This window comes from Paenibacillus sp. FSL K6-2393 (assembly GCF_038002545.1).
Taxonomy (GTDB): Bacteria; Bacillota; Bacilli; order Paenibacillales; family Paenibacillaceae; genus Paenibacillus.
In genome coordinates this window covers 1-20996 of record NZ_JBBOCU010000002.1, presented here as the reverse complement: position 1 = coordinate 20996, position 20996 = coordinate 1, and the positions used below count along the sequence as shown (strand labels likewise).

General features: G+C 45.5%; 24 protein-coding genes and 1 riboswitch. Of the genes, 2 read left to right on the top strand and 22 right to left on the bottom strand.

The features are described from left to right. Nucleotides 1-130 precede the first annotated feature (130 nt). From MHI14_RS27185 to MHI14_RS27150, 8 genes are all read right to left on the bottom strand, one after another. Nucleotides 131-307, bottom strand: a complete 177-nt coding sequence (locus tag MHI14_RS27185) for a small, acid-soluble spore protein, alpha/beta type (RefSeq protein WP_017691375.1) — start codon at nt 305-307, stop codon at nt 131-133. A gap of 260 nt (nt 308-567) precedes the next feature. Further along, the gene (gene veg / locus MHI14_RS27180; RefSeq protein ID WP_017691376.1) at nt 568-843 is read right to left on the bottom strand and encodes a biofilm formation stimulator Veg; all 276 of its coding nucleotides are present in this window, start codon (nt 841-843) and stop codon (nt 568-570) included. A 153-nt stretch (nt 844-996) separates the two neighbouring features. Further along, a complete protein-coding gene (gene yabG, locus MHI14_RS27175) occupies nt 997-1893 on the bottom strand; it encodes a sporulation peptidase YabG (RefSeq protein WP_017691377.1) in 897 nt (298 codons plus the stop codon). Nucleotides 1894-1952: 59 nt separating this feature from the next. Continuing rightward, on the bottom strand, nt 1953-2855 hold the full coding sequence (gene rsmA, locus MHI14_RS27170; protein WP_341131770.1) for a 16S rRNA (adenine(1518)-N(6)/adenine(1519)-N(6))-dimethyltransferase RsmA: 903 nt from the start codon (nt 2853-2855) through the stop codon (nt 1953-1955). 4 nt (nt 2856-2859) lie between these two features. Further along, nucleotides 2860-3405 carry a ribonuclease M5 gene (rnmV, locus tag MHI14_RS27165; RefSeq protein ID WP_017691379.1) on the bottom strand — a complete coding sequence of 182 codons (546 nt, stop codon included), beginning with the start codon at nt 3403-3405 and terminating at the stop codon, nt 2860-2862. A 155-nt stretch (nt 3406-3560) separates the two neighbouring features. Continuing rightward, complete coding sequence (locus MHI14_RS27160) at nt 3561-4745, bottom strand: 3D domain-containing protein (protein ID WP_091039099.1); 1185 nt, start codon at nt 4743-4745, stop codon at nt 3561-3563. A 273-nt stretch (nt 4746-5018) separates the two neighbouring features. After that, a riboswitch (cyclic di-AMP (ydaO/yuaA leader) is annotated at nt 5019-5272 on the bottom strand. A gap of 241 nt (nt 5273-5513) precedes the next feature. Then, complete coding sequence (locus tag MHI14_RS27155) at nt 5514-6284, bottom strand: TatD family hydrolase (RefSeq protein ID WP_179087975.1); 771 nt, start codon at nt 6282-6284, stop codon at nt 5514-5516. Nucleotides 6285-6616: 332 nt separating this feature from the next. After that, complete coding sequence (locus MHI14_RS27150) at nt 6617-7894, bottom strand: HD domain-containing protein (protein ID WP_091039097.1); 1278 nt, start codon at nt 7892-7894, stop codon at nt 6617-6619. Between the two features lie 317 nt (nt 7895-8211). Between MHI14_RS27150 and MHI14_RS27145 the strand changes: the two genes are divergently transcribed. Continuing rightward, nucleotides 8212-8466 carry an AbrB/MazE/SpoVT family DNA-binding domain-containing protein gene (locus MHI14_RS27145; protein WP_024633700.1) on the top strand — a complete coding sequence of 85 codons (255 nt, stop codon included), beginning with the start codon at nt 8212-8214 and terminating at the stop codon, nt 8464-8466. Between the two features lie 281 nt (nt 8467-8747). On the opposite strand, the gene rsmI is transcribed toward MHI14_RS27145, so the two are convergent. The 13 genes from rsmI to MHI14_RS27080 form a co-directional block, all read right to left on the bottom strand. Further along, nucleotides 8748-9635: a 16S rRNA (cytidine(1402)-2'-O)-methyltransferase gene (gene rsmI / locus MHI14_RS27140; protein WP_091039095.1), complete on the bottom strand. Its 888-nt coding sequence runs from the start codon at nt 9633-9635 to the stop codon at nt 8748-8750. Further along, on the bottom strand, nt 9636-10415 hold the full coding sequence (locus MHI14_RS27135; protein ID WP_091039093.1) for a tRNA1(Val) (adenine(37)-N6)-methyltransferase: 780 nt from the start codon (nt 10413-10415) through the stop codon (nt 9636-9638). 95 nt (nt 10416-10510) lie between these two features. Beyond that, nucleotides 10511-10879 carry a DNA replication initiation control protein YabA gene (yabA, locus tag MHI14_RS27130; RefSeq protein WP_017691386.1) on the bottom strand — a complete coding sequence of 123 codons (369 nt, stop codon included), beginning with the start codon at nt 10877-10879 and terminating at the stop codon, nt 10511-10513. 28 nt (nt 10880-10907) lie between these two features. After that, nucleotides 10908-11708, bottom strand: coding sequence for a PSP1 domain-containing protein (locus MHI14_RS27125; RefSeq protein ID WP_053778939.1), 801 nt, complete (start codon nt 11706-11708; stop codon nt 10908-10910). A 117-nt stretch (nt 11709-11825) separates the two neighbouring features. Beyond that, nucleotides 11826-12797: a DNA polymerase III subunit delta' gene (holB, locus tag MHI14_RS27120; RefSeq protein ID WP_076216771.1), complete on the bottom strand. Its 972-nt coding sequence runs from the start codon at nt 12795-12797 to the stop codon at nt 11826-11828. Between the two features lie 9 nt (nt 12798-12806). Continuing rightward, a complete protein-coding gene (locus tag MHI14_RS27115; protein ID WP_017691389.1) occupies nt 12807-13250 on the bottom strand; it encodes a YaaR family protein in 444 nt (147 codons plus the stop codon). A 342-nt stretch (nt 13251-13592) separates the two neighbouring features. Then, the gene (locus tag MHI14_RS27110; RefSeq protein WP_017691391.1) at nt 13593-13922 is read right to left on the bottom strand and encodes a cyclic-di-AMP receptor; all 330 of its coding nucleotides are present in this window, start codon (nt 13920-13922) and stop codon (nt 13593-13595) included. Nucleotides 13923-13983: 61 nt separating this feature from the next. After that, nucleotides 13984-14631 (bottom strand): dTMP kinase, encoded by a 648-nt coding sequence (gene tmk / locus MHI14_RS27105; RefSeq protein ID WP_017691392.1) that lies wholly within the window; start codon nt 14629-14631, stop codon nt 13984-13986. 216 nt (nt 14632-14847) lie between these two features. Further along, the gene (locus MHI14_RS27100; protein ID WP_051449580.1) at nt 14848-15540 is read right to left on the bottom strand and encodes an LrgB family protein; all 693 of its coding nucleotides are present in this window, start codon (nt 15538-15540) and stop codon (nt 14848-14850) included. Continuing rightward, nucleotides 15510-15860, bottom strand: coding sequence for a CidA/LrgA family protein (locus MHI14_RS27095; protein ID WP_249913807.1), 351 nt, complete (start codon nt 15858-15860; stop codon nt 15510-15512). The genes MHI14_RS27100 and MHI14_RS27095 overlap by 31 nt, the downstream gene beginning before the upstream one ends. A gap of 586 nt (nt 15861-16446) precedes the next feature. Then, entirely contained in the window at nt 16447-18273 is a 1827-nt protein-coding gene (locus tag MHI14_RS27090; RefSeq protein ID WP_341131769.1) for an aminotransferase class I/II-fold pyridoxal phosphate-dependent enzyme, read from the bottom strand. A gap of 257 nt (nt 18274-18530) precedes the next feature. Continuing rightward, on the bottom strand, nt 18531-18716 hold the full coding sequence (locus tag MHI14_RS27085; protein ID WP_017691396.1) for a sigma factor G inhibitor Gin: 186 nt from the start codon (nt 18714-18716) through the stop codon (nt 18531-18533). A gap of 55 nt (nt 18717-18771) precedes the next feature. Then, entirely contained in the window at nt 18772-19008 is a 237-nt protein-coding gene (locus MHI14_RS27080; RefSeq protein ID WP_091039087.1) for a hypothetical protein, read from the bottom strand. Nucleotides 19009-19216: 208 nt separating this feature from the next. Here MHI14_RS27080 and MHI14_RS27075 point away from each other — a divergent pair, with 208 nt between their 5' ends. Further along, nucleotides 19217-19741, top strand: coding sequence for a hypothetical protein (locus MHI14_RS27075; RefSeq protein ID WP_036606136.1), 525 nt, complete (start codon nt 19217-19219; stop codon nt 19739-19741). A gap of 642 nt (nt 19742-20383) precedes the next feature. On the opposite strand, the gene MHI14_RS27070 is transcribed toward MHI14_RS27075, so the two are convergent. Continuing rightward, nucleotides 20384-20824 carry a hypothetical protein gene (locus tag MHI14_RS27070; protein WP_289390800.1) on the bottom strand — a complete coding sequence of 147 codons (441 nt, stop codon included), beginning with the start codon at nt 20822-20824 and terminating at the stop codon, nt 20384-20386. Nucleotides 20825-20996 lie beyond the last annotated feature (172 nt).

Genomic DNA, 20996 nt, shown 5'->3' with positions numbered 1-20996 from the left:
CTTTTCCCTAAGACAACTTAACATATTATATCAAAATGGGGCTGTCAAGTCATTTCTATTCCGCATCTAAGGGGAAAAAGCGGGGTTGTTCCTGACGGATTTCCCCGCTTTTCAGTCTGCTTGAACCGGATTAAGATTTGCGGGCAGCCTGCTCAGCAAGTTGAATGGCTCTTTTCACCATGTTTCCTGCATCCTTGGCTTTGATTCCACCCCAACCTTCCTGTTGGACCGTATCATAGAAGCCCAGGTCTTTCGCAAGCTCATTCTTCAGATCCTCTGACATGACACTTCTTCTTCTGCGACTCATGAACCATCCTCCTCCAATGTATCTTTCATAATGTGATGAGTTCGTTCACGTTTTGGACATCTTGCCATCAGGCCAAATTCAGTTTCCTGCATTGCTTAAGAAACTGTCCCTTCACCTGTCCATGTAGTATGCCGCGACCGTTCCTCGCTCATTCCTGAGTATGTATGGGTTAGTTTAGAAGATGGACGGGTGATTTTATAGAAAAAGAAAATATAAAAAAGCGATCCGCCTTGTGGGGCGAATCGCCTGTAAATCGATACTTACGTCTCCATATAGGAGCTATGCGTCTGGCTGCCCGGGTCATAAACCATGACTTCCACCGACTCCGTAAGTATATCCGCATAACTATAAGATACTCGCTTGAAGGTTTCTTGCTCCTCATCAAGCTTAACAATAAAAACAGAAGGGTACGTTTCTTCCAATACACCCGTACGCTCAATGGTCTTACGGCGGCCACCATTAGCCCGCAACATAATTTTCTGACCAATATGTGCATCGAGATTGCGTTTGATATCCAACAGCGTGTTTTTAGCCATTGTCGACGACCACCTCTTTTCTTGTCCATTATACCGGATTTTACAGTCATTGTCAAATCAAAACTAATTATTATATCAGCATCAAAAAGTTGTTGTCAATGAATTTTTTTGCAAACAAAAAAAGCCCCAAATTGGGACTTTAAATGGCCTACATCAGACTGCCGACGGGTTCACTTTTAGCGTAGATAAATCATTCAGCCCAGGCAGACCTACCCGGTAACTCCCCCGTGTCTCGACACCACCCACACCCTGGCTACCACTGATGGTATTGTGCAGAACATCACTCATATTGACCGTATCCCGCACAGAGGTGAAGGAGGCCTTGGCTGCCACATAGACCGGGTCAAGTGCATGAATGAGAATTCTGCCTGGAGAACTGGCAAAGTTCGCTCCAGCGCGCAGCAGTGCCTCAAAATGGGACTGACAGGCCCCTGCCACAATAGTGAGGGCGTCCAGATGACGTTCATATTGTCTGGCCACCTGAATGGCCGACACAAAATTTTGCGAGTTCTTATAGCTACCAAGACTATATAAGTCATAGGGCTGACGTGTCTTTAGCACCCCATCATGACCCGTAATGACCACGATATCCGGACGTACTTTGGGTAATAAACGGTATAAGGTATCTGCCATTGCCGATTCATGGACATATTGTCCCTCTGCGGGCACACGAAGTTGCTCATAGAGATCCATACTTTTTTTCAAATAGTTCGGATCTCCATCCAGATGAAGCACCTTTCCAGGCATTTCAAAATAAGCCGGTTCCTGCTGAGCAGACCAATCTTGTACCAGACCTTCCCGATTCCGCTCAGCCTGTTCCATACGATTCTGCTGCAGACGGGACAGGGTCTGATGTGCTTTAATATGCGCCTGTCTGGTCTTGGCGCTTTGTGGTTCGTAGGGAACCTGTATCAAATCGTCCACCGGGGAATCGGCAATCAGCCGGAACTCAGTCCCTTTAATGACCGCAGCATCCAACTGGAGGCCTTCCACCCGAAAAGTCACATCGCCGCCGTATGACTTCCGAACGACCAAGTCTCCGATATTCATCAACGTAATCACCTCTACCCCATCGTATGGGCAAAGACCCGGTTTGGTTCATTCAAATTTTACAGCGCTGCACGTACCCCTGCTTCCCACATTACGGTGCTGAGTGTAGCATACTCTTGCAGACTCAACGTCTCTCCACGTCGGGACGGTTGAATACCTGCCCGCTCCAGCAGAATATCTGCCTGTTCCCGGTTCTCTTTTGTGAAGAAGCGTGCCTTCAGGTTGTTTGAGATTGTTTTTCTCCGCTGGGCAAAAGAAGCCTGTACCACTTCGAAGTAGTGTGCTTCATCCGGAATCTCCACTGGTGGTTGCTCACGCACTTTTAGCTTAATGACAGCTGATTCCACATTAGGTTGCGGAATGAAGACCGTAGGAGGCACAATGCACACAAGCTCCGGCATACTGTAGTACTGAACTGCGATGCTCAGACTGCCGTAGTCTTTTGATCCCGGTGCAGCAGCCATCCGTTCAGCCACTTCTTTTTGGATCATGACAACAATGCTGTCTACCGGCAGCTTCTCTTCCAGCAGTTTCATCATGATTGGAGTCGTTACATAATAAGGCAGGTTAGCCACAACACTGACTTTGTCCACGGATGCAAAATCCGTATTAAACAGCTCAGCCAGATCAAGCTTCAGCACATCCCCATGATGAACACGTACATTCGAATAAGGCTGCATCACTTCTCCTAGGATTGGGAGCAAGCGCTGATCAATCTCTACGGCTGTGACAGGACCGGCTACCCGAGCCAGTCGCTCCGTAAGGGCTCCAATACCCGGCCCGATCTCTAACGCGCCCTTGGACTCGTCCAAATCGGCTGCATTAACAATTTTGTTCAGTATATTTTGATCGATCAGAAAGTTCTGACCCAGACTTTTCTTAAATGAGAATCCGTGTCTTTGAATAATCTCTTTCGTTCGCTTGGGCGTTGCAATTTCTATCGTCTCTTCCATATCCTTCATATGCTCACAATCCTTCACGTTCAATTTGCGCTAATGCTGTAGAGAACTCTTCCCGTGTAATCTGAAATACACTGAGACGTTTGTGGAACTGCTTCCCGTTACAATAACCGATGCCCAGCAGATTGCCCATCTCCATGCGACGTGCAGCAGCCTGCGGATGCACAATAAGTCCTGCCGCGATCAGGTCCTCCCAATCGATCAGGCTCGGAGCACCTTCGTATGAAGTATGTACACGCGCCAGAGCATGACGGATCGCCTCCGGTGAGGCATTCTCCACCCCAATGTCACCTTTGCGTGTTGCATCGGCCTCCGGAATGAAGGCATGTTTACAGCCAGGGACCTTATTCGCAATAATTTTACGAATGCGTTCGCCAGCATGATCCGGATCTGTCAGTACAATGACTCCCCGTCTCTCCTGAGCAAGCGCAATCCGCTTCAGAATGCGTTGGTTGATGGCTGATCCACCTGTTTCTATTGTATCGGCTTCAACGGCCCGACGGATAGCTACCGTATCGTCACGGCCTTCCACCACAATGACTTCTTTTATCATGTTCCATTTCTTCCTTTCTAACGCAAAAAGAAGAGGAATATCCTCTTCTCTGCCAAACGGCGGGGGAGACTGAATTCAGACTCCTCCGCCGCATATTCCGCATGAATCATTCATGCAACTATTTTATAGCATTCCCATTTCAAAGTAAAACGATTTTAGTTCGCTTCCGGCTTCACCGGACCGATCACGTAGACCGTCTTGCCTTTTTTACGTCCAAAATTCAGGGCATGCTTCACACTGTCATAATATACATCAATTTTATTGCCTTTGATGGCACCGCCTGTATCTTCCGCACGACGGAATCCCAGACCTTCGATATATACCCACCAGCCAATTGGAATGACTTTGGGATCAACCGCAATGGTGCGCCCTTCCGTTACACGAGTACCGGAAGCTGTTTTAGTACCAATGCCCGGCTCTTCGGAAGAGTAGGCAGTCATGGATACATTTTTAAGTACTTTAGAGTATTTAAAAGAAGTCCCGGATACGGTAATCACTTTGCTGCCCGAGGCAGATGTTTTCTTCGAGTTCGTTGTTGTAGCCTTTTTGGTTGTTGAAGTTTGAGCCGATACGGTCTGAATCTCAGGTTCTTTCACGACCGGTTTTGCTTTGGTGCCGACAGCGATCACTTTATCTACACGATTATTCGCGACAGATTTGCCGACCATTTTTTTGGAGACCAATTCTCCATCCTGAAATACCTTTTCGATATGCTGCACAATTGTGCCTTCTTTGCCGTTCACAACGACACGGTTATCCCCTTTGTACAAGCTAGGGTCAGCCGTTTTAATGACTTTGTAAGCGATCGGTTGCTCTACATCCACTGTACGCTTTGTTACGCGCACTACACGGATCTTCATCTCCGCTTTGATCGCAGTGCCAAGCGCCGGATACACTTTATCATTACTCTCAACTTGAATACCTGATTTTTGAATTGCATCTTCTACCGATGAATCGGTTGTATACAGAGTCTTGGTGTCTCCGTCTGCCGTAATGTTAACTGGAACGGCCCGCTCAATAACGATTCGGTCTCCATCTGTAATCGCCCCATTCATGGACATGGATACCTTATCGTGAGGGCTGACTGTGATCGACTGCTCCTCCAGCATTTCCTGAAGCATTCCTGTACGAGTCTCTACCACCTGAGCCTTGCCATCAATAACCAGTGAAATTTGTTTCCCGGCCTGACCGTAAACGACTAACAAGATCATGATTGTAAGCGCAATTGAGAAAATCGCGATCAATGCCATTTGACGCATGTTCTCATGCTTCCACCGCAACGCGAAAGACTTACTGGATGATCGTGACTCATGGGTCTCTTCTGGTTGGAATGTGCCCACTTCTCCGTCCTCCTTCATAGCCTCGCCGTCTAAAGTAATGCATGATGTCTTTGACGTGACTATACCAAATTTTCTACAGAACACAGATCGGACCAACATAATCCGGTTCTGCACCATGAATCAATCTTCGCAACATGATGTCATCCTCCTGAATACCTACCGTATGATGACAATATTTCTTTTATTCAAAAACAAAAAAGCCAAAGAAAGAGTGTAAGAGGAACTCTTTCGTGGCTTCCGAATGATTTTGAATATCGGAAATTCATGCACGAGGTTGCCTCTCTTTTTCCGCTTGCGAGGTTAGCTGTCGGGTTCGGGCGAAAGAGAGCCGCCCTATCTTGGGTCACCCGCTCATGGCGGACGCCCTTGAATTCACCCCGAGACCCAAAGAAGAAATCAAATACGGCTTCGCAGTTCCCTTCGCTGCTTTTGGGTCAGCGAACGTTGCGCATCGGCCAAATACACCGATGTTTAAGCCCTATTGGTTCCCCCGCTCTCCGTTAACGGAGACTCAGCGAGACTGATTCATGAAAGTAATGTTGTTTCATCGGAAAGTGTCCCTTTGTTCATCCCCCGAACATCTGTCCAATTTTCCGCACAACAATTCACTGAAAAGATGATATCCTGTTTTGATGCATGTTGTAAAGCGTTGATCAAGTACGTTTTTCTGAATATTTGGTTAAAATATTGTAATATTCTTGATTTATTTGAATCAAAGGGCAAATTAACTCCGCTTACCTGCCTTTTTCACCTCATTTGCTCGTTTTTTTAACGAATTCCAAATCGTTCCATGGCATTTTTGGTTGTTATTGCAGCAATTTCCTCCACCGAAATGCCTTTAATTTCCGCAGCTGCCTCTGCAACCAGACGTACATGCGCTGTCTCATTTCGTTTCCCACGATAAGGGTGAGGTGTCAAATATGGAGCATCTGTTTCAATGAAAAACCGGTCCATAGGAACCTTCTCCAGTACCTCTTTGGGCTGCTTTGCATTTTTGAATGTGATCGGTCCTCCGAAGGAGAGATGGAAGCCCATATCGAGACAACTTTTCGCTGTTTCCCAGCTGCCCGAGAACGAGTGCATCACACCACCAACTTCACCCGCTTTCTCTTCACGCAAAATTCTTATGATATCCTCATGTGCATCCCGATTATGAATGACAATTGGCATGTTCACTTCACGAGCCAAAGCAATTTGTTGTCGTAATACGCGATGCTGTATTTCCTTCGGTGAAGTATCCCAGTGATAATCCAATCCAATCTCACCGATCGCAACCACTTTTTCATGCTTGCATAAAGATGCAATCCACTCCAAATCACCCTCCTGCATAGTGATCGCATCTACTGGATGCCACCCTACAGCTGCATAGATAAAGTCATATGTTTCAGCGAGTTTCATCGTAGTTGGAATCGTCTCCCGGTTAAAGCCAATGTTGATCATGCGACCAACTCCTGCATCCACAGCACGCTGAATCATGTCCTCGCGGTCCTCGTCGAATTGTGGTGCATCCAGATGTGTATGTGTGTCGAACAGCATCATGTTTGTATCTCCCTTCATGTCGAAATAACGACTATCTTCTTTTTCAAAATTCAATTTGTAAAATTCAATAATTCAATGACTCATACATAAAACATTTTGGGTATCTGTGTATTACATCATTACGTTTGTTTCTTCACAACTACAATATATAGAAGATATACGGATATTCTGATCTATATATTGCTGATTGTACCCATTCTACCTGCTTGCATTTACAAAATTATGTCGATCTACATATACTCCCCATTAAAGCAGATTACTGTATCATGAAAAATAGCTCTTTTAGAAAGTGTTTTGATATCGAAATTCTTCATCGGATTATACCCACACGATTACAAGAAATAGGGGCGTATATGTGACGGTAATTCGTGAATAATCGCATCCACCTTGTTTTGCGGGTAATACAAATGATGTTTCCCTCGGTGAAGCCCACTGATGGAACGGACAATGTCAGATACTTCTGACAACTCACGTAAATTGTCCTGTCGATCCAGAAGAAGAATCTGCTTATCTGTGGATTCATCCGGACGAAACACATCATACGGATTATCCGAAGGAAAATCAATTTCAAGATCATATTCGGGATCGAGACCAGCCTGTACAAAAGCTTCCCGAATCTCTTCCATCATTGTCAAGTCGACCTGTTCAAGCTCTACATACTTATATAACTTGCGATCCATAAAACGTTCGCATAACTCACTCAGAACAGTATCGTCCTCCTTGCGCCACTGCGTAAATGCCGTCTGAATTAATGCTTCATCCAACTGCAAATATTCATCTACGGATAATTCTCCTTCAAATAGTTGAGGGAGTGGATCAATCATGAAGCGGAATTGAAAACCATGTTGTATGAGTGTTTTCGCTCGCTTGAATATTTGCCGCAATATAATTTCAGAACTACGAGTCACCGGATGGAAGTAAATCTGCCAATACATCTGATACCGAGACATTAGGTAATCCTCCACAGCATGCATGCCTGACTCCTTGACTACAATCCGCCCATGATAAGGACGCAGCATCCGAAGGATACGATCAAGGTCAATCGTGCCGTAATTTACACCTGTAAAATAGGCATCCCTGAGCAAATAATCCATTCGGTCTGCATCAAGCGGACTGGTCACCAAGTTCACCACAATCGGCTTTTCATACGTTTTTTGAATGACAGACGCTACTTTGTCAGGAAAATCAGGAGCATACCGTCTTAAGATCGCCCCTACTTCGGTATCACCTGTAATAATGCGACAAGTCCAATCTTCGTGATTCATGTCAAAAGCTTCCTCAATGGAATGAGAGAATGGCCCATGCCCGAGATCATGAAGTAGAGCTGCACAAAGAGCTACAATCTTTTCTTCCTTCGGCCAATCCGAATAATGACTTCTTTCAAATTGAGAGATGATCTTGCGTGTGATCTCATAAACACCTAGTGAATGTGAGAACCGACTATGCTCTGCTCCGTGAAATGTAAGGTAAGAAGTACCCAGTTGACGAATCCGGCGTAAACGCTGAAATTCCGGGGTGTTAATTAACTGCCATATAACCGGATCTTGCACGTGGATATAATTATGTACCGGATCTTTGAATACTTTCTCTTCCGTTAAACGTTGTTCCATGTCGACTCACTCCTTTAATTTCTTTTATATTAACGCTTTGAACTCTACGATTCACCTAAGATTCGACACGTTATGACGAACTTTGTCGAATGAAGTAGTTTTGTCGTTTTCCAAATCGACAAAGCTGACATTGAGGTTTAAATGCGAAAAACAGCTTCCAATCCCTTACCACCAGTAACCTTGTGAAAAACAGCCTTAATTTTAAGCTAATTTTAAGGTTGACTGATTTGGGAATCGTTGGTATGATGAGTATCATAAAACATAAAATAATGTCGAATAATGACAATGATAGTTAGCTGAGAGGAGCACTGATTATAATGATGAAATCAACAGGTATTGTAAGAAAAGTGGACGAACTGGGACGGGTAGTTATTCCAATTGAATTGCGCCGTACGCTCGGTATTGGTGAAAAAGATGCTCTGGAAATCTATGTTGACGGCGAGCGCATCATGTTGAAAAAATATGAGCCTGCTTGTATCTTCTGTGGTAATGCAGAGAACGTTACTTACTTCAAAGGTAAAATTGTTTGTAACGAATGTATTTCCGAAATCCCTGCACCTGTGACAAAATAAGAAAAACCAGGTATACTGGACTTATCTAAATTGTTATTTCTAACCTTTTTAATATTCCTTAATGACCTTCCCGGTGTGAACCCCACCGCGGAAGGTATTTTTTTGCCTTGTTATGGGTTCCATTACCCAAAATAATTCTGTCACACGCGAACCGCGGAAGAGAACGATGAAATTTGTTTGGATTTTTTTTGAGCCACTCTGCTCTTTTTAATATTCCACTAAGGTTGGATATAAGCTTCTTTTCAAGTTATGTTCCCCACAACAGAAGATATTGGGTTAGATTACTGCTCGATTAATGCATTATATACATCACGCTTCGTCAGGCCGCGATCGGTAGCCGTTTTTTTCATTGCATCTTTGCGGTTATGTCCTTCACCCTCATAATGGCTGACATGATCCGCGAGTGACATGAGCTGCCACCATGCTTCGCGCTCAGCCTTACGCTCCTCTTCCTTAATGCCTTCTACCAGCAAACAGTACTCGCCAAGAGGCGGATGTTCTTCAAGCCAATCTATACATTCCTTCACAGTGCCCCTTGCGAATTCCTCATGACGCTTGGTTAGTTCACGAGCCAGGACAATCGAGCGATCACCCAGAATTTCTTCGAGGTGGACTAATGTTTTCCGAATACGGTGAGGCGATTCATAAAATAACAAAGTCCCGTTGGATTCGTCAAAAGCCTCCAACACTTTTCGCATGTCCTTTTTCTCCCGCGGCAAAAAACCGCCGAATGTAAAACGCTCCGTCGGTAATCCGGACACGATCAGAGCAGACAACGCAGCGTTTGGTCCAGGGATGGGAATGACCGTTATTCCTGCCTCCAGTGCAAGCTGTACAAGGTCAGAACCAGGGTCCGAAATGGCTGGCAAACCGGCATCGCTGACAAGTGCCAAATTTTTTCCTTCTATTATATAGCGTATCAGTTCAGGTCCACTCGCCCCCTTATTATGCTCATGATAACTAAACAGCATCGAAGGTGTAATTTCAAAATGGGTAAGCAGCTTTCGGGTCTGGCGTGTATCTTCTGCTGCAATGATGTCACAACTCTGCAAGGTCTTGATGGCCCGGAAGGTCATATCCTCCAGATTACCAATGGGTGTTCCAACCAGATATAGCTTGCCTGACCCTTCAGGTTGCTCCGCATAGCTTTTCTGAATATGCAAAGTCATCTAAAGCCCTCCTTTCGTAGTACGTTCAGCATGTTGCTGACCATAGTAAATATCCATAATCTCTTCGCAGTATTTCCCCTCTTCATTGTAGACAATGAGTGGAGGAAGCATTCTTACTTCTGGTTTACCATCTTTCATTCCTTCAATTAATACCATGTTGGCTTCCAGATGAGCACGGGGATGTACCATCCGAATCCGCTTTGGCTCCAGCTTATACTCGCGCATGAGCGAGATAATCTCTGCAAGTCGCTGCGGACGATGAACCATCGATACTTTTCCGCCATTACGTACAAGTCGACTGCAAGCCTGGATCACTTCTTCCAGGGTACATCCGATCTCATGACGTGCCATTGCCTGATGTGTGTTCATCTTGAGATCACTGCCATTCAGGGGCATGTATGGAGGATTAACCGTTATTGCATCGTATACAGCATGTCCTGTTTCTTTTACCAGTTCTCGCAAATCACCTTCACGAACCATAATCGACTCATTCAATGCATTTAATTGCACACTGCGACGTGCCATATCAGCCAAACGTGGCTGAATCTCGATCCCTTCCAGACTAGCCTGCGTACGCGTTGTAAGCAGAATGGGAACCACCCCGTTACCCGTACACAAATCAAGTACACGACCCCGTTTAGGTACGGAAGCAAACCGGGCTAATAATACGGCATCCATCGAAAAACTAAACACTTCATCACTTTGAATGATTCTCAGATCATGAGAGAGCAGATCATCAATCCGCTCTGACTCATGTAACACAACTTCATTTGCTTTCATATGTTACGCTCATCCTCCGGTACTCTATATCTCATGTTCGTTTAGTTTAGGTTTATAACCTTGAAAAAAAACCGTAGGGGATCCCTACGGTCACTTCATTTATTCAAAAAAGACAGGCAGAACAGACAATCGCCTTCCGTCCGCAGATGTCCATAATAGACGTTGCAGATATGGAAGCCTTCGTGATACAACCGGGCCAGATTATCATACCCTTCACCCACAACATCTTCACCTGTAGCCGGACCTGCTGGTCTTGCTACGGGAGCGAGTGCTGAGGAGATCGGCAGATCTGCCGGAGCCTCACGTTTGAGCAGTTTGCGTAACTGCTCGTTCTCGATGGTAAGCCGCTGATTATCCTCAAGCAGCTCCTTCACAATCATTTTTAACTCTCCTAAATCACCGTGCAACTGACCCAGTTGGGTTTCCATTTCATGAATGTGCGTAAACAGATTTTTCTTTTCCAAGTTTCCACCCCGAAGCAACCTTTATGGTTTACTTGATAACGACGTCATCCAGCGGAAGTTCTTTGACTTTACTGATGTCGAACAGTTGAACATGGACTGTGCGGCTACCGGCATTAATTCCGACAACTTTTCCTTCACCCAATGAGGTGACGACCAATTTGCCTACAGCTGGCAGTTCTTCTCTCACACTTTCATAGTTATCATGCTCAAATTTCAGACAGCACATGAGTCTTCCGCACAACCCTGAAATTTTCGTCGGATTCAGTGACAGGCTCTGATCTTTAGCCATCTTGATTGATACCGGCTCAAAGTCTCCCAGCCAGGAAGAACAACACAACACACGGCCGCAAGGTCCGATTCCGCCAAGCATCTTCGCTTCATCACGTACACCAATCTGTCTCAGCTCGATTCGTGTCCGGAATATGCTTGCCAGATCCTTGACCAGCTCCCGGAAATCAACTCTTCCTTCAGCTGTAAAATAAAATATAATTTTATTGCGATCAAACGTAAATTCCACATCGACCAGCTTCATTTTGAGGCCATGGTCTTTAATTTTATTTAAACAAGTACCGAATGCTTCCTTCGCTGCACGCTTGTTCTCATCAACCACACGGGCATCTGTCTCGCCCGCAACGCGGATGACTTTCTTCAGCGGCAACACCACATCGGACTCGCCCACTTCCTTCTTACCAACAACAACCTTACCGTACTCTACCCCCCGCGCTGTCTCCACGATAACGCAGTTTTCTTTCTCAATGGGAAGGTCCAGGGGATCGAAGTAATAAATTTTGCCCGCTTTTTTGAAACGGACACCCACTACACTGTACAAAAAATTAACCCCCTTGTAAGCCAACCCCACTTCGTCTGAAGCCCCGTCTTCTTAGGGAACCGGCCGAAGTTATAACCGTTTGCATATGATTGGAGCTAACTCTGCCCTCTCCCAGTCTTATGCCAAACCGATCAAAAATTGCTCCAGACAAAGCTGGCCATTGACGTTGAAACGCAATTTTTTTCTGCATGCTGCGGCCATATCCATATAGGAGACCCACTGCTCTGTGCTGCGGGTATGTGCCAACTGAGATAACATGTCTAACTGATCTATAAAAACGATATGTTCATGCCTATCGTACTGAACATACAGCATGTCCCTAAACCATAGATGGAACAAACTAAGCAACATGTCCAGATGTTCAGAGAGTCCGGTTTTAAAAAGCTTCTGCTGTGCAGAGATCAATGATGTACTTCCTCTACCCAGGGACTCCTTCCCTAATTGTAACATTACGTTTCTAATTTCTGCAAACCAATTCTGCTGGAGAATTTCTCTACATGCTTCCAATCCTGACGCTAAATGGACGGCAGAGCGAGCCAGATTGGCAGGGTGCCCTTCCTCGATCAGAGATTGCAGCATCTCTTCCGGATTCAGTGCGCTGAACGGCACCAATTGGGAGCGTGAGCGGATCGTTGGCAACATGGCCTGTCCATTATCTGTAATCAGGATGCCGACTGCTGGTACCTGCGGTTCCTCCAGAAATTTGAGCAAACTGTTTGCTGCCTGAACCGTCATTTTCTCGGCTTGTTCTATAATATATACTTTGGGATGACCTGCCTCTGATCGATATGAAAAGATACGCTGCAGATCCCGGATTTGATCTATTTTAATGTTGTTTCCATCTGGTGCAAGCATGGTTAGATCCGGATGGTTACCATGATCCACCTTACGGCATTCAAGACACTGCCCACAAGCGTCATCTTCAAGCTCTGTACAGAATATTGCCTTGGCAAAGGTAATTGCCGTCTTCCGTTGCCCACTACCAGCTGGACCGCTAAACAAATACGCATGGCTTATTGCATGACGTCTCAAACTGCTTTGTAACATTTGCTTGGCCGCTTGTTGACCCATAATCTGTTGAAAGGACATACTTCCTCCTCAGAAGCTTAAATTAATAAGCATCCCCCGAATTTCGCCTACTTGTTGTAATAGAGAGATTTTTCCTTCTTCTGTATCCAGCAGTTCATCAGCCATGGATAACAGAGCGGAGTCGATTTCATCAATCAGCTTATAACGCTTGCCTCTGCCACGACGATCCCAACCCCTTGTCTCTTTCATGGATACACCGCGACGAACGGTCTCTTCCAGGAACCTTTTAACAAGTTGCTTATACGCCTTCAGTTCACGAATCGTCATGGAACGTGCCAAGCGATCGCCCTGAAGCTGGATTTCACTAAACCGGCGATTCAGTTCAGCTTGTGAGGCCCGTTCCCCCTGGTGATTCATCATATCAGAGAAATTTTTGGATTGGACCGGTTTGGAACCTGAATCAGTAGAACTGATCCCGCTCTGAATCGGTCTGAATCCAGGATTGATTTTCATGGATACGCCCGCTTTCTATCATAGATAGCCAATCGCCCATCAGCACAGTGCGCGTTGCGCCTGTGCGTGAGAATGAGGCTTTTATATATGCTGATCACACTATATATAATGGTAGATACACATCTACCATCAAGGATTTTTTCTTTGTAGTCAACCTCTTTCCGAAAGGAACCATTCCCCAGCTGGGAAATGCTCATCCGGAAAGAGTATGCTGATTCTTCTCGTCAAGAAAGGCGTTCCGTAAGTGGCACGCACGAACTCTGTTAACTCTTCTTGCATCCATCGTTTCCAACATGCTATCGATCATGAAGGACCCTCATGGGATCCATGCAATAGGTTTAATTAGAAATGTTCGAAGCGATCTACCGGGAGAACAAATACAGTAGCTCCACCTACTTGAACTTCAACAGGTAGCGGCAGGTAAGAGTCGGTTGTTCCACTCATCGGTGTGACCGGAGTCACGAGCTGTTCACGAACCTTACAGCTGCTGCGAATGACGTTCATTACGGATTCGACTTGACCATCATCGACACCGATCATAAACGTCGTGTTGCCTGCCTTCAAAAATCCGCCCGTACTGGCAAGCTTCGTTGCCCGAAAGTTTGCTTTGACCAATGCGCTGGATAATCGGTTGCTGTCTTTATCCTGTATAATCGCAACAATCAGTTTCATCCTGCATAACCTCCTTTAGAATAAGCACCTTTATCAAATGCCCTGTCTATATATTAGACAATTACTCGTCAAAATCCTTCAAAATCCCTGTCTCCAGCGACAAAATCATTGCTGCCAAGACATCCTCCTGCTTCATGGAAGCATCGATAACTCTGATCCGTTCCGGGAACTGCTCTTTTAATAGGAAGTAACCCTCTCGCACTTTACGGTGAAACTCCAGATTTTCCAGATCCAGACGGTTCACTTCCCGGCCATCATGAGCATCAATCCGGGCAAGCCCCACTTCAGGCTCAATGTCCAGATATAAGGTCACATCCGGCATGAGATCACCAATCGCAAAACGATTAATGGCCCATACATTCTCTATCCCGAGTCCACGGGCGTATCCTTGATAGACCAGACTGCTATCAACAAATCGGTCACAGATGACTGCTTTTCCAGCTCTCAGAGCAGGCTCTACTTTCTCCGCCAGATGCTGGCTGCGTGCAGCTGCATACAATAGCGCTTCGGTTCGAGCATCCATTGCCGTATGAAGAGGGTCCAGAATAATTGAACGTATTTTCTCCGCAATCTCAATTCCGCCAGGCTCTCGCGTAACTACGTAAGGTATACCCCGTTCTTCAAAATAAGAACCTATTCTACCGATCATCGTTGTTTTACCGGAACCCTCTCCCCCTTCCAGCGTAATGAATTTACCTCTGCCCTGCATATGCTTCCCTGCTTTCTATGTCGATAATTGCATCTATTGCTGCTGTAATGAATATGCTTAGACCCTCTTGCTACAGGATATGATATCCCCCGCCCAGAGGTGTATAGCTACAGCTATATCGGTACGTAATAATAAAACCAAGATCATACAAGCTTGTTTCTTTCTATAATACTATAGGTCAGCGGTTACTCCAACATGAACAACAAAGTAAAGCGTTCAACCGTAGATGATCCATACCCATAATGGAAGCATAATTGATCCGGCAATGGCACTGACAATCATGGATACTGAACTAAGGGCTACTGCATTCTCTCCATATTCAAAAGACCTTGCCATGCCGAGGGCATGAGATGCTGAACCCAGTCCAATTCCATAGGCATGTTTACTGCGGACTTTGGCCCATTTCAAGAGCATCGGCCCCAATAATATCCCTGAGAATCCTGCAATCATCACAAACAGCGATGTGAATGAGGCATTCCCTCCAACCTGATTAGCAAGTTGGATAGCGACAGGAGTGGTCACGGATTTTGGCAATAAAGCGATGACCATCTCTTGAGGATAGCCAAGCAGAATGGCGATTAAAGCACCTGTAGAGACACCTGTAATACTGCCTCCGATTGTTCCACCCACAATTGGAATGATATTTTGCTTCAGCACATGCAGATGTCTGGACAAGGGAAAAGCAAGAGATACAACTGCTGGACCCAAGAGCTCCTGTATCCATTTGCCACCCAGCATGTACGTATCCAGCTTTATACCGGAAATCACCAAAATCAGGATCAGTATGGCAGTCGTTGTGAGTACAGGCATAAGTATCGGCCATTTCAGCCTTTTATATAGACGAGTGGCTGGAATATATACAGCGATGGTTAGCGCGATCATTCCAATTCCGAGGATGAATGCTGACAAGTGATCGCCTCCTTTTTGCCTGAATGAGACGATCTCCATGTCATAAGCCACTCACTTAATTTGGCAGATATCAGACATGTGATTAATGTGCTAATGATCAAACCAAGAACCAATAATAATGTGTTGGCTCTAAAAAAATCAAAATGATTAATAATGCCCACAGTTGGGGGGATAAACAACAATTGAAGATGAGATTGAAGCCACGTCGACCCTTCTTCTCCCCAACTCATTTTGATCCATCCCAGTTGAATGGTGATAAACAATACCAGCATGCCCACAATACTGCCTGTTAACGGCAGATGTAATATAGCTTGAATCAAGTTTCCAATCCAATAAAAACCGTACATCAACAAAACTTGCAGGACTATTCCTGTATATTTTTTTAGCGGAATACCCAAAGTGTTCCCTTCTTTCTTATGTCTATCTTTGTAAGTTGAAATAGAGCGCGTCTTCGAACTGAACGTGTCTGGAGCAGGGCACGGAGCGGGAGCGCTAACGACCCTGTGACGTCTTATTCAGCAATTTGAAGCGCCCGCAGCAATCTAAGGAATCTGAAACACGCTATATTGGAATAACCAGCCGTTTACAGCGTGTTTGTTGGGTGATTTTGGTTAATAACGCGTCTCAGATTCCTTACAAAATAAAAGGAGGACTCGAAGGCTAAATAAGACGTCCTCAGTTCCTTAGAAAATCGTCTGGACAATTCGCCAGGATCAGCAATCCTTGACTTCAAGATGTTTGACCCTGACTTCCTTCAACGTATTGCATGCCTGAGTTTGAAGACACACCCTAGCAACTAAATTAATGACCAAGAGACCCTCACATATGTAGGGTCCAGTATCGCTATCCGTATTGGTCATATAGACTACCTATTGGTGAATGCAATTCAGTTTTTCATGTGTATCGTCAATTCTTCATGACCTTCAATACCTGTAGAGATGCATCGGATACCCCATGAAACTTTGCTCCTTCATCGCGCAGGAGTTGTATACGTGCCACCATCGATGGACTTAGTCGTTCACCCGGATACACAAGCGGAATCCCTGGAGGGTATGGAATAACCATCTCGGCTGATCGACAGCCCGCACTTTCTTTTATCGGCACATTGATCGTATCCGTCTCCACAATCGGTTGCAGTGTAAAGGAGATCGGTTCCGAGTAGCAAGTGTTTTCTTGTAAATTGTTCCACGTGGAAATATAATGCGCTGAACCTTTCGCAAGCTGATGTGATGACTCTGCATTAGATTGGACCTGCTCATGCCCATCGGCAGAGCTGATATGGTGTAAAGCCTGCAACAGGTGCTGAGCATCTTGCACCGTTGAGCCCAGGCTGAAGAGCAAGACGACGTACCGTTCGTCGCTCATCTCGGGCACACAGCCGCATGCTTCCAGCTGCTGCTGTAGCCCATAACCGCTCAGCACCCCTGCGCCGTCATAAATGACGGCCTTGAATGGGTCCTGAGCGGTATACCCCGCGGCAGACGGCATCGCCGCCGCGGTCAGACCCTCCCGTGTCTGCTGCGCAGCGGACACGGACATGCCAGCCGGCTTCGCTATTCCGGCTGGCGTTTCTGGCTGCAGCTGCTGTGCAGGCTGCAGCAACTGAAAGCGCGGCAGCTCTGCGAGGCCGCGCTTAAAGGCATCCACGGCGGCGAGTCCCGCCGTGAATGTGTTCGCGCCCTGCACGTGCAGCAGGCGGCGCGCCAGATCAAGCGAAGCCATCACCGGGTATGATGGGCTTGAGCTTTGCACCATGGCCAGGCGCTGCCTTAACAGGGACCGGTTTAACCGTGGTCCCTGAATGTGCAGCATGGCACCCATGGTGAAAGCCGTCAGCATCTTATGCGTTGACTGCACGACACCGTCTGCTCCGCATGACAGTGCAGAGACAGGCAGCTCCGGATGCTGCCCATAATGCGCGCCATGCGCTTCATCCACGAGCAGTGGCATGCCAGCGGCGTGGCATACCTCGGCTATGGGCGTCAGATCAGCGCCCATGCCGTAATAATTGGGCAAAGTGACAAGTACGCCCTTTGCCTCAGGATAGGACTGGACAGCAGCCTGCACCGTCTCCACCGACGGCATGACCGCAAGTCCAGACGCAGGATCGACCCATGGCTCCAGAAATACAGCTCTTGCGCCCGCCAGCATTAAACCGTGAATAACAGATTTGTGCACATTCCGTTGCACCAGCACAATACTGTTTGGCTCATCACACACGGTCAGCAATAAGGACAGATTACCTGCCGTACTGCCTCCCACAAGGAAGAAACTCTCCTCTGCCCCAAAACAATCTGCCGCAAACTCCTGTGCTTCCTGAATCACACTTTCCGGATGATGCAAATCATCGGTGCCCGTAATCTCCGTAACATCCATCTCCATCATCTCCAGGAATGAACGATCCGGTACCAGTTCTAATTCCGAGTGAGCCCCTTCAACGCTGAGTCGTTCCACACTCTCCAGATCAGCCCCATGTTCATCCACCGAACTGAAACGCTCTAACTTCTGGTTAACATTCTTTCCTCCATCATTCTGAATCTCACCGTTGTGCTGGTGTTCCTCATTAACGATATCCTTAACTGGAGGTTGCCCTGCTTCTGCTTGTTCTACCAAATGTCGATAAGCTTGTCCATTCTTATGCCCAGGCACATGAAAAGAACGCTGCTTCGAATCACGATACGCAAGCAACGCTTCATATAGAGGGGCACTACTTGATTTATTTTTATGATCCATGAAATAACCATCCTGTACATATATAATGTGCGCCCTATGCGCTTCAAAATGCTTCCTAATCCAAGGAACGCACTTCTTCCCCATCTCCACACGCTCTACTGCAAATGATCTATACCATTATATCAGCATACGCCTTCCCAAGATGGCAAACAAGACAATCTCTCCTCTTAAAAACAGAAAAAGGCCCATTGGGCCTCTATGCACATCAGCATCGTTACAATGTGATGTTTCGCTTCTACTTCTATGAGCAACATTCATTATGCGTTTTTTTGTACCCAAATTTGCTTCATTTGATGAATAAAATAATTGTACTTGGCATCCTGCGCGTCGGTATGAACCATTTCTGCTTCACAAGTGTCACATATGAATTCAGATACAATAAAAATGCCTTCTCTTTTTCTTTGCTCGCAGATAATACATGTGTGTTCGGCATGTTCTTCCATGAACCATCCCACCTTGTTTTACGTTTACTATCAGTATTGCACAGTTTCTATTATTTTAAACATTTTCATAGTGCTTTCTTTCTATAAAATATATATATTCGCCCACCCCCTCTTGGGTGTCTGTACCGAAAAATACATTCATTCTCCCTACAAGAACATTCACTTGCTTATGTAATACAGTTATCCTACATTCCACCGCATTTACCTCTACATCACGCATCCCTTGGCCTGACTCAAACTTATATTCAATTTCCTTAAAAAAACTTGGAATCTCAGCCGATATATAATACATGATAACGATATCAAAGCCTGACAGTCCGTGTATTCGGGAGTATACTGAGATAAGCTCCGTCGAATCTCAATATCTTGTACATACGTCATGGCGTGAGATACAAGGTTCATATATACATACATGCATGGTTCATTCCCTTTTACTCGTGTAAGAAAAATGAATACCCACTCCCACACAAACGTGAATCCGAAGGAGGATATATAATCGTATGATCGCCGAACCGGAGAATAAAGCAACATTTTATCAATACCGGCTTCTGAAAAAAAAGGCTATCGCCCGCAGTGTCATTTACAGCTATCTGTGTCTGCCGGTCATCATGCTCTTATTCAATCTACTTGCATTCTCCTGGACTGGCCTCTTCTTTTTTGTACTGGCAGGTCCAATCACCATTTGGATTCATTATGTCATCGCCAGAACGATATTACTGCTGGTCCGTACCTCTTACGCCAAACGCTGGCGCTGGAATATGCGTATGCCCTGGTTAGGTTATATCCCTGATCAGCATTTCAGCTTCCGTATGTTTGTCCGGGTACACCTTAACATGAGCTGGATTGGATTATGTATCATTACAGTATGTTTGATATGGTCGCCGTTATCCTTCACCCTCTCGCTGATCTTCTGGCATTTGTGGTTGCTGGGTCCTCGCTTGTATGTTGTAATGGTACTCTCCCGTGAGCGCAAAGATGGACTCATCAAATTGAATGAACAAGATGTTTCATACTATCTGCAATAACACTCCCTCGTTTATGCAATACTGAATGTACCTCACTTACCTGTAATACATAATCGCTGAGCCCTTCGAATAATCTGGTGCAAAATCATGATCGTGTATCGTTCAGTTGACTCAGCCTCACATGCTCAAATAAAGGTTATCCACAGTGGATAACCTTTATTTGTCGTCCCCTTCTTATCCCTTATCCACAGTATGGGTATAGTAAAATAAGTTATCCCCACTCGAGACTCCGTTCTTCTCCTCTTTGCCTGCGGCTGCTCGATATCCTCATAGCCCCAGATATCTCGTAGATCGTACATCTTTGAGCAATCTCTTGCTCAGTCTCAGCTCTATCTGCCTTCTAGCTGATTTCCATCAGCCGTTCATTACTTCAATACCTTTATACAACTTATATCACTCTCCTTCTATTTTTAACGCTCTACACTCCCCTATGCTTCAAGCACACACACCACCTATACATGTACGAAAGAAACTATTCCATTCCTTATGACCTCTGACCCACCATACGTCATAGGTTCTCCCATCTTACTAAACTACTTTGCTAAATAACAAAAAGCCCCCGATCAAGTACACGGGAGCTTTACTATATTATAAGGAACATCACAACGTTAATTAATCATATACAACCTTACCCGCAACAGCTCAATCGTCTTCAGCCAATGATTTAACTGTCGTTTGAGTAGCATCATTTCTAGGAACCATTAGTGTAAAGGAACCATCATGTACTGCTAAATGCACAGTATGTCCTTCCTTTGCAAATACACGCAAGGTACTGGATTCATTGGATGTACCCTTGGCTTGCCTCTCTGTCCAACCCCAGCTTTTAATCTCGTCTAGATATACCTCAGGCAAGCTAGTACTCTCACTAATACCAGACAGCGTATATCGAACATAATCCATATCCGAATTATTTTCAGACTGGTCAGATTTATTCGCTACTTTAGGCACCGGAAAACTCTTCTCGTTCACCGCACCTTCATATGAAGTCCATACAGATCCTGATGCTTCACCGCATCCTGCCAGAATAACGGTCAAACAAAGCAACAGAAATGATTGTAGTCCAAGTCTCCGCCAACTTAACACACACACCCTCCTTTTCACAGCTGCACATTCCAGCTCTGTGGTCAGGTACTTTTAGCATATTTAACATAGTCCTATTATACTGGTTTTGCCGCTGTTATCCGTAACAAAAATGTTACCTTCCAGTATCGATCATGTCAGAGCTTCCGCTCATCGTATCTAATCCTTATAAACA

What these genes read in the sequence shown, in the direction of transcription:
- MHI14_RS27075 (WP_036606136.1), top strand. Translation starts at nt 19,217, where the DNA reads ATGATCGCCGAACCGGAGAATAAAGCAACATTTTATCAATACCGGCTT.
- veg (WP_017691376.1), bottom strand. Translation starts at nt 843, where the DNA reads ATGGCTAAAAACACGCTGTTGGATATCAAACGCAATCTCGATGCACAT.
- rsmI (WP_091039095.1), bottom strand. Translation starts at nt 9,635, where the DNA reads ATGACTTTGCATATTCAGAAAAGCTATGCGGAGCAACCTGAAGGGTCA.
- MHI14_RS27085 (WP_017691396.1), bottom strand. Translation starts at nt 18,716, where the DNA reads ATGGAAGAACATGCCGAACACACATGTATTATCTGCGAGCAAAGAAAA.
- tmk (WP_017691392.1), bottom strand. Translation starts at nt 14,631, where the DNA reads ATGCAGGGCAGAGGTAAATTCATTACGCTGGAAGGGGGAGAGGGTTCC.
- MHI14_RS27135 (WP_091039093.1), bottom strand. Translation starts at nt 10,415, where the DNA reads ATGAAAGCAAATGAAGTTGTGTTACATGAGTCAGAGCGGATTGATGAT.
- MHI14_RS27150 (WP_091039097.1), bottom strand. Translation starts at nt 7,894, where the DNA reads ATGGAACAACGTTTAACGGAAGAGAAAGTATTCAAAGATCCGGTACAT.
- MHI14_RS27080 (WP_091039087.1), bottom strand. Translation starts at nt 19,008, where the DNA reads ATGTATTATATATCGGCTGAGATTCCAAGTTTTTTTAAGGAAATTGAA.
- rsmA (WP_341131770.1), bottom strand. Translation starts at nt 2,855, where the DNA reads ATGAAGGATATGGAAGAGACGATAGAAATTGCAACGCCCAAGCGAACG.
- MHI14_RS27185 (WP_017691375.1), bottom strand. Translation starts at nt 307, where the DNA reads ATGAGTCGCAGAAGAAGAAGTGTCATGTCAGAGGATCTGAAGAATGAG.
- MHI14_RS27110 (WP_017691391.1), bottom strand. Translation starts at nt 13,922, where the DNA reads ATGAAACTGATTGTTGCGATTATACAGGATAAAGACAGCAACCGATTA.
- MHI14_RS27115 (WP_017691389.1), bottom strand. Translation starts at nt 13,250, where the DNA reads ATGAAAATCAATCCTGGATTCAGACCGATTCAGAGCGGGATCAGTTCT.
- holB (WP_076216771.1), bottom strand. Translation starts at nt 12,797, where the DNA reads ATGTCCTTTCAACAGATTATGGGTCAACAAGCGGCCAAGCAAATGTTA.
- MHI14_RS27155 (WP_179087975.1), bottom strand. Translation starts at nt 6,284, where the DNA reads ATGATGCTGTTCGACACACATACACATCTGGATGCACCACAATTCGAC.
- MHI14_RS27145 (WP_024633700.1), top strand. Translation starts at nt 8,212, where the DNA reads ATGATGAAATCAACAGGTATTGTAAGAAAAGTGGACGAACTGGGACGG.
- MHI14_RS27090 (WP_341131769.1), bottom strand. Translation starts at nt 18,273, where the DNA reads ATGGATCATAAAAATAAATCAAGTAGTGCCCCTCTATATGAAGCGTTG.
- rnmV (WP_017691379.1), bottom strand. Translation starts at nt 3,405, where the DNA reads ATGATAAAAGAAGTCATTGTGGTGGAAGGCCGTGACGATACGGTAGCT.
- yabG (WP_017691377.1), bottom strand. Translation starts at nt 1,893, where the DNA reads ATGAATATCGGAGACTTGGTCGTTCGGAAGTCATACGGCGGCGATGTG.